Consider the following 12,389-nt stretch of genomic DNA (forward strand, 5'->3'; position numbering starts at 1 on the left):
TTATTCCAGTTGTTTTGTTTGTATCTGAGTTACTATGGTTCGAATCAGCGTCGCATAGTGGCGTGGCTGATCGCTATGAGCGTTATGTCCGGCGTTCTCGACGCACGTAAAAGATAATCCACTTTGCTTCGCTAATTCGGAAAATTTCTTGTCCTGAGTACCACAAAGGTAATGTACAGGTATGTCGCACTGCCTGAGCTGATTCAACAGGTATGGCTGTTTGGCCAGTGACGTCGCCAGCAACATATCAGCCACCGCTTTCCCCTGATTATGACTGCGTTTTTGCACCATATGTTGTTTTTGCTCAGGGTTTAGTGAGGAAAATACCGGCTGACCGTACCAGGCGAACAAAACTTGCTCAATGGACTCTTGCTGAAAACGCCGGGCCCATGCCTGATCATTGATAAACCGGGTCTGCTTTTCCTGCTCCGAATCAAGGCCAAAGTTGCCGCCTTCTATAACGCCCCCACCGATATTCAGTTGACTAAATCCATTGTGGGTAAGGCCATACATCATGATTCTGGCACCGAGCGAATAACCAATAAGGAAAAGCGGCTGTTGCGGTTTTTCCTCTGGTAACCCTTTTTTTTCTGGTAACCCGTGTCGAATCGCATCCTGAATAAGGGCGCAGCAATGCTCAAATCCGTCACAGGATACCGCCCGGCTTCCACCATGCCCCGGTAAATCAATGGTAAGAATATTGTAATCTGTCAGCTCAGAAACAACGTCATTCCAGTCACTGCCATCACCCAGCAGGCCATGCAGAAAAATCAGAGTCTCTGCTTTCCCGTTTTCGACAGAGGTGGCCGACGTATAATTAGCGCAGAGCATGGATCTGTTGTACCCGCTGTTTTATCTCTTCAGCCGCCTGAGAAGGCGGGGTCATAACTTCAACCACCAACGCACCGGTACCACCAGCCAGATGCTCTGTCACCTGCGACTGAAGCGCCGCTAATGAATCAGGAAGCACATACTCCAGGCCAAATTGTCTGGCGGCAAACTCAAAGGTAAAGCCATGCGGCATCTGATACAGCCTTTGCTTTTGTTCCTCCGGAACCGGCAGCAGGTCGAATATCGCACCACCATCGTTATTTGTCACCAGCACCACAACCGGCTCACTGACCTTGCTCAGCAAAGCGAGAGAGTTAATGTCATACAAGAGTGACGTATCACCGACCAGTACCAGCAGCGGTGACCGTGTGATACGCTGAGCACCGGCGGCGGTGGCGATCAGGCCATCAATTCCCGATGCCCCTCGGTTAGTAAATACCCTATTTCCTCGTAACGAGGAAACCATATCCACCAGCCGCACAATCAGGCTATTACCGATAAACAGATCATGCTCCCCGACAATCCCAGCAAGGCAGCCTGCCAGATTCAGCTCGGTTAGCGCCGCTTCCTGCTGTTGCAAATACTGAACCTGTTTGGAAACCGTTTTGAGTGTATCCGCCCATCCGGAATAGTTGCCACGCTTTCCCTGATGATTCTGCTGCCGGAGCCATGAGGTCACTTCCGATACCATATGAATCTGTGGCAGATGGTCCGGGTTCAGCCGTCGGTTTTCTAGTGAAATCAGCCAGTAACCACACTCTCCATTTTCACATTGCTGACGAATAAATGCGTTCAGTCGCTTAGATACTATCCTGGCACCAAACTGGATAATGAGATCACCTTCTGCCAGTGCGTCCCGAAATTGATCGGCCTGAAGCCAGAGGTCATAGTGTGCCCAGTCGCTGCTGATCCCCGCTTGAGGGTCACACAGCAAAGGGAAGCCCATGGCATGTGCAAACGCCTTTACGGCCTGCGCCTCATGCAGCTCAAGCTTCCCGGCGATCACAATGGTTTTTTTATCAATAAACTCATCAGGCAGAGCGACCTTATCCATCACCGGACTGATAAGTTGGTGAGTATATGGCGACTGCTCTTCCAGCCACTTATGAACAGGCGTCAGGTAACGGGCCAGCTCCTCTTTATTCTGGTTGGTGTATAGGGGCTCAGGAAACGGGCAATTGATATGAACCGCACTCCCGGACTGTTTTTGCGCGTACAACACCTGATCCAACGAGGTCAGCAGCCAGCCCGGCGATACCGACAATTCCGGACAAGGCAGATTGAGTGACGACGTCACATGAGAAGAAAAGATACCCGGCTGCTCAATCGCCTGATTTGCCCCGCAGTTAATTAATTCCGGAGGACGGTCGGCCGTCAGCACAACCAGCTTCTCTCCGGTCAGCTTCGCTTCAGCAATGGCCGGAAGCAGGTTAGCGACGGCCGTTCCCGATGTTACTACGATCGCAACGGGTGCTTTCCCTGCCTTCGCCATCCCCAGAGCCAAAAAGCCTAATCCCCGTTCATCAAAATGGGTATGAATCGTCAGGGCAGAATGCATCTCCGCTTCAAGGGTCAGAGGCGTGGAACGGGACCCCGGAGCAATACAAACCTGCGTAACACCAAAACGCACCAACTCTTCGAGAATCAGTTGGCTCCACAGGCGATTAAGCAGAGCCTGTTCCTGAGCACGTTTACTCATGATCAGTGACCTCTTCCGGTTCTGGTAACTCAGGTGTATTAAACAAACTCAGTAGTGTCGACATTTTCCGGTCCAGTTCCTGCCATTCAAACTCAGCATCGGATCCGGGAAGGATACCCGCCCCGGCATACAGATTAATCTGATTACCCATCATTGAAGCACTACGAATGGCGACACAAAACTCCGCTTTCTGGTGACTGATATACCCCATAGAGCCGGCATACCAGCCACGACAAAAAGGCTCATTTGACAGAATATACTGAAGCGCCTCCTCACGAGGTAAGCCGGCGACTGCCGCGGTGGGTTGCAAAGCTCCCAGCAGATGGACTCCGTTGACCCCCGGCGAAAGGCTCGCGTAAATCTTGCGTTTCAGATGCTGAACCTGACGTAAGCAGATTAAATGCGCCTGAGGCTGCACCTGAATGGATTCTGAATGGGGAGAAAGGCATTCGACGATATCATCGACCACATACTGATTTTCAGCCAGATTTTTGGCGTCGTGGACCAGCCAGTCAGCCAACTGTTGATCCTGCAGCTCATTGTCTCCTCGCCCTATGGTACCTGCCAGCGCTTCCGTTTCTAAATTAAGACCGTCCCTCAGATACAAACGCTCTGGTGTTGAGCCAAGAAAACAATCATTACTGTCACGAGCCAGTAAAAAGTGGAAGCTGTTACTGTTCTTTTTCAGGCTGGATTTTATCAGTTGAAAAGCAGAAACCGGATGGTCAGTCGCCACCGTACTTTGTCGCGCCAGAACGACCTTTTTGAATTCGTTACTTTCAATTCGTTGTAACGAGTCATGAATCAGGGTCTGCCATCCAGAAAAATCCGGAGAATGCGTAACAGACTCAACACAACTGGTAACCGGTGCCAGTGGCGGATAAACAGAAAGAAGTGACTGTAGTGTCTTGATGGTTCTCTCTCTGTCTGAATCAAGATTCACCGCAAGACTCCAGTCCTGTTCACGGCGGGACAATTCCAACTGCGGCAGAAAGAACAACGAGGACGGGCTATTCGGATTTTTTTCTGTGCCACCGTCAAAGGTACGTCCTCCCCAGACCCGCTGATCTTCTTTTAACAGTGGGTAAGCCTGGGCCGGATCGGAGAAAGTGCAGAGTTGGCCTAACGCTGCGACCTCTTCCTCGCCATTTCTGGCCTGCCAGTAAAATTTGGGGAACAGAGGTTGCGCGTTCAGCCAGTCAATCAGCCCGGGGTTAAGCTCTGTGGGAACAGGCTGTGTAACACGTACATCAGAATCTCCGGCAGCCTTTATCTGCGTAATGAGCTCTGTAACAACTTGACGTAAGTGAAACAAATCAACCTCTTCAACCTATTTTAACCATTCGGCTACTCTATGGCGTGGTAGAATGCAAATCAAGTTCAGCTCTCTCATTTAATGCTATTCCGGCATTAAACGTCTAAAGACCAACCAATTAAAGTCAGATTTTTATACTTTCAGGCTCTGATTTGGTGTACTTTAATATAAGAAATGAGGAAAATCAGGAAGCAAAACAATGCAAAACATCGAGATGTCAAAAAAACTCGATAATGTCTGCTACGACATTCGGGGGCCAGTGCTCAAACATGCTAAACGCATGGAAGAAGAGGGGCACAAAATACTAAAGCTCAATATCGGAAATCCCGCCCCGTTTGGTTTTGATGCCCCGGATGAAATCCTGGTTGATGTAATCCGTAACCTGCCGACTTCTCAGGGATATGCGGATTCAAAAGGACTGTATTCAGCCCGCAAAGCTGTCGTTCAGCATTATCAGAAAAGAGGCCTGCGCTCTCTGGATGTAGAAGATGTCTATATCGGCAACGGCGCTTCTGAACTGATCGTCATGGCCATGCAAGCCCTGCTGAATAACGGTGATGAAATGCTGGTTCCGGCACCTGACTATCCGCTATGGACCGCAGCCGTCTCTCTGTCTGGCGGTAAAGCCGTGCACTACCTTTGTGACGAAGAGTCTGACTGGTTACCGGCACTGGATGATATCAAAAGCAAAATCACGTCAAAGACCCGGGGTATTGTACTGATCAACCCGAACAACCCAACCGGGGCGGTTTATAGCCGTGATTTTCTTCTGGAAGTACTGGAAATTGCCCGCAAGCATAAGCTGATCATCTTCGCTGACGAAATCTACGATAAAATCCTGTACGACGGGGCCACTCATACGTCTATCGCGACACTAGCTGATGATGTACTGATTGTCACGTTCAATGGCTTGTCAAAAGCCTACCGTGTCTGCGGCTTTCGTGCCGGGTGGATGTTCCTGACCGGACCGAAACAGCATGCTCAGGCATACATCTCCGGGCTGGATATGCTGGCCTCTATGCGTCTGTGTGCCAATGTGCCCATGCAGCACGCCATTCAGACAGCTCTGGGGGGCTATCAGAGCATTAATGAACTGATCCTGCCGGGTGGTCGTTTGCTTGAGCAGCGGGATAAAGCCTGGGAATTGATTAACCAGATCCCGGGGGTCAGTTGCATTAAGCCAAAAGGCGCGATGTATCTGTTCCCGAAAATCGACACTAAAATGTATAACATTACAGATGACCAGAAGTTGATCCTCGATTTTCTGATTCAGGAAAAAGTCCTGCTGGTACAGGGAACCGGCTTTAACTGGCCGAAACCGGATCACTTCCGTATTGTTACCCTGCCTCATGTCGAGGATCTGGAAATCGCTATCGGACGGTTTGAACGTTTCCTTTCAACATACCGTCAATAAAACAACATGATAACGGCTCCTCTCTGAGGGGCCGTTTTTCTATTCAGCTATAATCAATGAGTGACTATAGCCAACGATTCACTCCTGTGATTAGGGCGTGTTGACGAAGTATGATTAAAAGGATAATCATGTGAGAAAGAAACAAAGCACATTTATGGCATGGGTAACGCGTATGCCTCTTATTAAGCGCTGGGCCTTGATGCATTGTTTTCAGGAAGAAAACGTCTCAGAACATTCCCACCAGGTGTCTGTCATTGCTCACCTGCTTACCGTAATTAAAAACAAACGCTATGGAGGAAATCTGAGTCCTGAAAGGGCTGCCGTCGTGGCCATTTATCATGAAATTTCAGAAACTAAGCTTCAGGATATCAATTCAAAAACAAAGTACCACAGTCCGGAATTTACAGCTGCATTTAAAAAACTTGAAGATATTGCTGAACAGGAGTGCCTGGAAACCTTACCAGAAGATTTGCGGGATGAGTTCGCAGGCCTACTGGTTCAAAAAAATGTCGATGCTGAATATAAGGCCATAGTTAAAGCAGCAGATATCCTATCTGCCTACATTAAGGCATTGAATGAATTAAGATTCAGTAATGATGAATTCATACACGTTGCCGAAGGCCTCTCCCCCAGAATAGAGAAACTTATGGAAACTATGCCGGAGGTAAAAGATTTTATGGATGTTTTTTGTGATAGCTGTACAACAACATTTGATAAAATTTCTGGCTAACTCCCTATAAAGAAAAGCAAGCCAGCACGCATTCATGCGTGCCATACCTTCTGACTCTAGGGTGAGCCCTAGGAATTAACCACAAACAGCAAATTGGGACACGTTGTTAGCTTCATTTTTGGTAATACTACTCTCATTTCTAAAAATGAAGCTAATTCTTTCCCGCGCGAATACGATTGATCCTATTGTGACAGCCTTTCTTAAGTTGACGGGTGCTCTATGTTCTGACTGATTGTCTAATGGTTTTTTTATTTTCGTGGTAATGAAAAAGCGAATAACATCAGTAGGTCACCATGTCCTTTGCTTATAAAAAAATACCACTCATTCTTCTTGCAGGCCTACTTACCGCTTGCTCTGGCTCTTTTGATGAACTCCTTTTTAGTCTGACGCCTCACCCCCAGGAGCCTAAAGAGCGGCCATACATAACAAAACCTGTAGAGTTCACTAACCCGAGAGACGGAACCCAACTTTCTGGTGAGCTAACCTATCCCCGCTCGGGAAGTCATTTTCCAGCATTTGTGTTGATATCTGGTCATGAAGATGGTGCTCCTCCGGCAGACAAAAATTATCACATCACGGGTCATAAGTACTTCTTAGTCATTTCTGATTTATTAACCAAGCACGGATATGCAGTGTTACGCTATGATAACCGTGGAGTGGGTGAAAGCTCTGGTGATTACACCACTGCTTCAGATCGTGATTTTGCCTCTGATGCTGCAGCGGCTCTGCAGTGGTTAAGAAAAGACTCAGGAATCAAACTTTCCTCAAGTGGTTTTTTAGGACATTCGCAAGGCGGGGTCAAGGCTCTGATGGCCGAGGCTCATGAACGACCAGATTATATCGTGAGCTTAGCGGGATTAGATGTTGAAACATCAAAAGAATTTTTGGTCAGGCAGAATCAGAAAATCCTCTCAGCACAAAGTGTTGATCCGTCTACAATAGAAAGAATCACACAGGAGTTAGCGGCTACTATGGATATACTTAAAGCTGCTGAAAATATAAATGATGCGAAGTTAAGGTTACGAGAATATGCCGTTAATTCAGGCGTTACCGAAGATGATAAAATACAGAAATTTATCGACCACTTTGCGACCAACTGGTGGTTCGAAGAGGTTCGCCTTGATGACACAGTTCTGTTGAAAAGTTATAACGGCCCTGTATTGAGTTTATATGGCTCAAAAGACTTGCTGGTTTCTGCATCGATCAATGAAGAACCCGTACGAAAATTGCTGACTCACCAGGACTCCGAAGTTCATACCATGCATGGCCTGAATCATTTATTTCAGACAGCAGACAAAGGTGGCCCGAACGAATATTGGGAAATCGAGACAACTATTGAAGAAAAAGCCATAGAAAAAATTGACTTATGGACGAGACGAATTAATCAGCGTAACGTAAAGAAAGATAGGGAAAATAGCGAGTTGGAGCAGAAATGGATACACACCAGCAAGAACTCTGGCAACAGCGAATTAATAACGAGCATAAATTAAGACGTCAGGATCATCGTGACCCTTACCAGCGGGATCGGGCCCGGATACTCCACTCTGCTGCTTTTCGCCGCCTGCAGGCCAAAACCCAGATACACGGTACCGGTGTGAATGATTTTCACCGTACCCGGCTCACTCACTCTCTGGAGGCGGCCCAGATCGGTTCCGGGATTCTTGAGCAACTGAAAAGAAAGCAACCAGAATTCACGCCTTTATTGCCCAGTATGAGCCTGATAGAAGCCCTCTGTCTGGCTCATGATATCGGTCATCCGCCCTATGGGCATGGCGGAGAAACCGCGCTCAATTATGTCATGCGTGACTACGGTGGTTTTGAGGGAAATGCCCAAACCTTCCGTATCGTTACCCGACTGGAGCCTTACACCAAAACCAACGGAATGAACCTGTCACGGCGAACGTTGCTGGGGCTGCTTAAATACCCAGCACTGCTCAGTCAGACCCAGCGCAAACAACAGCCGCCATCAGTGGTTCATCAGCGGCAAATGAAAGCCAAAGAGTGGGTTCCTGCTAAAGGCATCTACGATTGCGACAGTGAAGAGCTGGCCTGGGTATTCTCTCCGCTTACCAAAACAGACCGGACCAAATTATCCACGATGCGTGACGATAATATCGCGCCAGGTGAACATAAAAAAACCCGCTATAAGTCTTTAGACTGTTCCATTATGGAGCTGGCTGATGATATTGCTTATGGTGTACACGATCTTGAAGATGCCATCGTTCTCGGGCTTATTAACCGACACCAATGGCAAGAGTCTGCTGCCAAAAATCTGGCAGACTGCGGTGATCCCTGGTTCGAAGAAAACATTGCAAAAATCAGTCAGATGCTATTTTCCGGTGAACACTATCTGCGAAAAGACGCCATCGGTGGCATTGTAAATACTCTGCTGACGAACGTCACAATCAATAAAGTACAAGATGCGGTATTTCACAATGACTTGCTTGCGTATAACGCCGTTTTAGATACCCACCTTAGTGATGCATTGGAAATATTTAAACGCTTTGTCAATGATTACGTTATCCAGATACCCAAAGTTCAGCGGTTTGAATATAAAGGCCAGCAGATAATCATGGATCTGTTTGAGGCACTGAGCGCCGACCCTGAGCGGCTATTACCGGAAACCACACGGAAAAAATGGCAAACGGTAAGCTCTCACGAAGAAAGTGGTATGCGGGTTATCTGTGATTATATCGCAGCCATGACAGACGGTTATGCACAACGGCTGCATCAGGAACTGTTTGCCGCACGTTAATCCAGATAATTACTCTGATACACCCCTTCAGGTAGCTGAGCTATCTGAAAATCAATCATCCGTTCAAACGCATCAATAAGTGGTGTGAAATCTCCGCTTTTATCCAACGCAGAAAGGAGATAATAACCCGCTTCAGCAGTAGAAAGATGATTTTCGCCCGGAGCCTTACGAATACGATAGTTCCCCTGTAATGACTCTGGTAAGGTAACCGCTGGAATAGCGTGCAGATTGACTGACAGCTGATACATTTTAAAGGCTTTCTTCCAGGTTCCATCCAGCAGAATGACCCGCCATGGTCGATGATCTGCCTCAAAAGCCTGTTCCTTTAATATCCGCTCCAGAGGCTGAGCCCCTTCTTTCGGATAGAGGAGCAGGTAACGGTAATTCTTATCCTTCAGTAACTGGTTCAGCTCCACATGTTGTGTAAAATTTTCCCCCACCAGACAGCGGCTGTTTTTTAGCGACAGAGTCAGAATTTTCTCTGTTCCCTTCGAGCGGTTAACTTCTGTCGGGTGCTGAAGAATGATAAGCTCTACATCCGTATCAACTGGCTGTATCCACTGACAAATACACGCTTTTTTTGCTTTGCCGCAGTGCTGGCAATACCGGGATGTAGAATGACTCTGAGACATACAATGCGCCTGTACTCTGTTCTGTTACTGATCAGCTTAATCATTACCATGCTGCAAATCCCGGCACTCCAGACAGTAGCCGAATGGAATGCTGCATTAATTCGACAAGGGCAATGGTGGCGCATTTTAACAGGGAACTTCACCCACACCAACTTACCGCATATGGGTATGAACCTGTTAGCATTGTGGGTCATGGGCTATTTGTTTCAACCCACAGTGAAAAGTTTCCTGACCACTCTCTTCTTCACCTCTTTGTTCGTTGGAGCCGCTATTCTTCTTTCATCCATGCAGGTATATGTCGGCTTATCTGGTGCCCTGCATGGAATATTTACTTATTACGCTTTGAGTGAAGCCCTAAGCGGAAGAAAATCCAGTTGGTTGTTAGTCGTGGGAGTCGTAGCGAAAATAGCCTGGGAACAGCTGTACGGAGCCTCCCCAGAAACCGCCAGCCTTATTGGAGCAAGAGTCGCGATTGAAGCGCATTTAGCGGGAGGCATCGCTGGTGGCTGCCTGGCGGGAATATACAACTTACGCAAGAATATACAACTTACGCAATAAAATAGAACCACGATGAGCTGCCGGAATGCACCGAAAATGATATAAACCGGCAGTACATGCTCTCTTGAGCACGAGCAGAGCTATAAGAGAATTCTGTCTTTGTTTTTCTCTACCGTTGCTGCCCCGATACCTTTTACTTTTTGTAAATCTTCCGCAGCTTTAAACTCTCCATGCTCACTGCGATACTCCACGATACTTTCTGCCTTTTTTATCCCGATACCGACCAACAATGTTGATAGTTCTTCTGCTGAAGCCGTGTTGATGTTAACGGTGATTTCAATACCTGCATGGGTATCAGGTTTTTCTTTTGCAGTGTCTTCCGCTGACAGAGCAGACAGAGAAAAACAACCGGCCAGTAATGTAATAACAAATAGTTTCAGATACTTCATGTAATAGTTCCCTTTTGAGTAGAAAGAGTCACTATAGCGGTTACTGACATAATGTCGTTTTACGGCAGTTCAAAATACAACGGGCCGCATAAGCGGCCCGTTGTATTTTATTTCTATTGCAAAAACTTACGGCTGAGTACTGATAGCATAGTACTCAATTTCAGCCTGAGCCCGCAGTCCGCTTAGCAGAGCACTAAGACCCTGCTGAGCCCCGGAGTTCGCCATCTGAGTGCTTATCTGATCAGTGTACTGAGGGTTGACCTCTGCGTTCACACCAGACAATGCAACAATCACAATGTTACCCTCTCTGTCTTTGGTTTGAGCATAGTCAACCTGCCCTTCTTCCGGCTTAGGCATCGCAAAGACCGTTGCAGAGAATTCAGAACCACGGTTAACGGATTCCGTTTCACCGAACGCCAGGTTATGCTCAGCCAGAACATCCTGATGACCGGATTTCAGTTCATCAACCACGGTTGTTGCCAGTTCCTGAGCCTGCTGTTCACCCTTTTGTTCAGACAGTTGAGCGATTACCTGCTGCTTTACATCTTCGAACGGAAGAACAGTCTCATCACGCACGTCATTGACACGAACCACGATAACATGCTCCGGAGCCACTTCGATGACTTCAGAGTTCAAGCCGTCTTCTTTCACTTCAGCGGACTGTAATGCCTGCATTACCGCTGCTGAACTTAGAATATCCGGCGCTTCCGATGGAGAGATAAAGTCCGTAGATTGTACCGGCTGGTCTATGGCTTTAGCGGCATCATCCAGTGAGTTAGGATATTCAAAGGCCACTGTTTCCAGTTTTGTTTGCAGCTCATAAAAACGCTCAACAGCCTTCTGCTCTGCTATCTCTGATTTTACTTCATCGGCAATCTGGTCAAACGGCTTTGCTTCTGCCGCTTTCAAAGCGTCCAGGCGAATAATATGATAGCCAAAAGAAGATTTAACCAACCCCGTGGTATCACCCTTATTTTCCAAAGCGAAGGCCGCTTCTTCAAACGCAGGATCCATAACGCCTTTTTCTACCCAACCCAAAGAACCACCGAGTTCGGCACTGCCAATGTCTTCTGACTTTTCTTTTGCCAGTTCAGCGAAATCTGCGCCAGCATTCAACTCATCAAGAATCGTCTGCGCTTTCGCTTCATCATCACCTTCAACCATAATATGGCTAAGTTGACGCTGTTCCTGAGTTGAGTAACTGTCCAGGTGCTCGTTGTAATACTTCTTTGCATCCTCGTCAGACACACTAATTTGTTCTTTCAGGGCATCCGCTGACAGTTCAAGGTAGGCCACTTTTATCTGCTCCGGACGAGTATAATTATCCGGGTTAGCTTTGTAGTAAGCCTGAAGCTCTTCATCCGTCAGCTCCGCATTTTTCGCGAAATCATCCAGCATCAGTGTAATGGTCTGAATATCACGAGTCTGAGTAATCAGGCTGCTTTGCGCCTGAACTTCGCTATCAAGAGCAAACTCACTGCCTTGTATTGCAGTCAGCACCTGACGACGAGTCATATCCCGGCGCAGATATTCAGCAAAGCTGTCTACGGAGTAACCGGCTCTGCGCAGTGCGGACTGATAAATCTCCTGATCAAATTCACCATTATTCTGAAATGGTGCCATACTGAGGATTTCAGCCCGAATCTGTTCATCGCTGATTCTCATCCCTAATGAGTCGGCATACTGTTCCAGAAGCACTTCATCAATCATACGGTCCAGAACTGACTTACGGAAAGACTGAACATAAGCGGGATCAGCCAGAAGATTGGCAAAATAGTCGCCCATCTGCGCCTGCATGCGATTACGTTCACTCTGGTATGCCTGCTCAAACGCACCACGACCAATTTCAGTGTTGCCTACTTTCGCGGCCGCATTTCCGCTGCCACCAATGATGTAATTACCCACACCGGCAAATACAAAAGAGAGGATAATGAGTCCAAGAATTATTTTAACCGCGAGGCTGTTTACGCCTTCGCGCAGCCGATCCATCATAATCTAACGTTTCTCCGGAAATAGAAGCTAATACCGCTCAAGGAAATTGAATGTGCAGAATAATATCAGAAAAA

Annotated in this window: 11 protein-coding genes; 5 read left to right on the forward strand and 6 right to left on the reverse strand. The window is 47.4% G+C overall.

Features of this window, described 5'->3' with window-relative positions:
• Genes menH through DI392_RS04025 form a run of 3 tightly spaced genes read right to left on the reverse strand, consistent with a single transcriptional unit; the run spans window position 1 to window position 3,845 of the window.
• Window positions 1-831 (reverse strand): 2-succinyl-6-hydroxy-2,4-cyclohexadiene-1-carboxylate synthase, encoded by an 831-nt coding sequence (gene menH, locus DI392_RS04015; protein WP_109318625.1) that lies wholly within the window; start codon window positions 829-831, stop codon window positions 1-3.
• On the reverse strand, window positions 818-2,530 hold the full coding sequence (gene menD, locus DI392_RS04020; protein ID WP_109318626.1) for a 2-succinyl-5-enolpyruvyl-6-hydroxy-3-cyclohexene-1-carboxylic-acid synthase: 1,713 nt from the start codon (window positions 2,528-2,530) through the stop codon (window positions 818-820). Before menD ends, menH begins: the two co-directional genes overlap by 14 nt.
• Window positions 2,523-3,845 carry an isochorismate synthase gene (locus DI392_RS04025; protein WP_109318627.1) on the reverse strand — a complete coding sequence of 441 codons (1,323 nt, stop codon included), beginning with the start codon at window positions 3,843-3,845 and terminating at the stop codon, window positions 2,523-2,525. The genes menD and DI392_RS04025 overlap by 8 nt, the downstream gene beginning before the upstream one ends.
• 199 nt (window positions 3,846-4,044) lie before the next feature.
• Between DI392_RS04025 and DI392_RS04030 the strand changes: the two genes are divergently transcribed.
• The 4 genes from DI392_RS04030 (at window position 4,045) to DI392_RS04045 (ending at window position 8,744) form a co-directional block, all read left to right on the forward strand.
• Entirely contained in the window at window positions 4,045-5,259 is a 1,215-nt protein-coding gene (locus tag DI392_RS04030; RefSeq protein WP_109318628.1) for a pyridoxal phosphate-dependent aminotransferase, read from the forward strand.
• A 130-nt stretch (window positions 5,260-5,389) separates the two neighbouring features.
• Complete coding sequence (gene yfbR, locus DI392_RS04035) at window positions 5,390-5,989, forward strand: 5'-deoxynucleotidase (RefSeq protein ID WP_109318629.1); 600 nt, start codon at window positions 5,390-5,392, stop codon at window positions 5,987-5,989.
• 293 nt (window positions 5,990-6,282) lie between these two features.
• Window positions 6,283-7,479: an alpha/beta hydrolase gene (locus DI392_RS04040; RefSeq protein WP_109318630.1), complete on the forward strand. Its 1,197-nt coding sequence runs from the start codon at window positions 6,283-6,285 to the stop codon at window positions 7,477-7,479.
• Window positions 7,422-8,744 carry an anti-phage deoxyguanosine triphosphatase gene (locus DI392_RS04045; RefSeq protein ID WP_109318631.1) on the forward strand — a complete coding sequence of 441 codons (1,323 nt, stop codon included), beginning with the start codon at window positions 7,422-7,424 and terminating at the stop codon, window positions 8,742-8,744. Before DI392_RS04040 ends, DI392_RS04045 begins: the two co-directional genes overlap by 58 nt.
• Here DI392_RS04045 and DI392_RS04050 read toward each other — a convergent pair.
• A complete protein-coding gene (locus DI392_RS04050) occupies window positions 8,741-9,376 on the reverse strand; it encodes a tRNA-uridine aminocarboxypropyltransferase (RefSeq protein WP_109318632.1) in 636 nt (211 codons plus the stop codon). The genes DI392_RS04045 and DI392_RS04050 overlap by 4 nt on opposite strands.
• Between DI392_RS04050 and rrtA the strand changes: the two genes are divergently transcribed.
• Window positions 9,257-9,934, forward strand: a complete 678-nt coding sequence (rrtA, locus tag DI392_RS04055) for a rhombosortase (protein WP_425445677.1) — start codon at window positions 9,257-9,259, stop codon at window positions 9,932-9,934. The two genes, DI392_RS04050 and rrtA, sit on opposite strands and share 120 nt — an antisense overlap.
• An 80-nt stretch (window positions 9,935-10,014) precedes the next feature.
• Here rrtA and DI392_RS04060 read toward each other — a convergent pair whose 3' ends face one another.
• Complete coding sequence (locus DI392_RS04060; protein WP_109318633.1) at window positions 10,015-10,323, reverse strand: ComEA family DNA-binding protein; 309 nt, start codon at window positions 10,321-10,323, stop codon at window positions 10,015-10,017.
• Between the two features lie 126 nt (window positions 10,324-10,449).
• Window positions 10,450-12,315 carry a peptidylprolyl isomerase gene (ppiD, locus tag DI392_RS04065; protein WP_109318634.1) on the reverse strand — a complete coding sequence of 622 codons (1,866 nt, stop codon included), beginning with the start codon at window positions 12,313-12,315 and terminating at the stop codon, window positions 10,450-10,452.
• Between the last annotated feature and the right edge of the window lie 74 nt (window positions 12,316-12,389).

The sequence above is a fragment of the Vibrio albus genome (assembly GCF_003144035.1).
GTDB lineage: Bacteria > Pseudomonadota > Gammaproteobacteria > Enterobacterales > Vibrionaceae > Vibrio > Vibrio albus.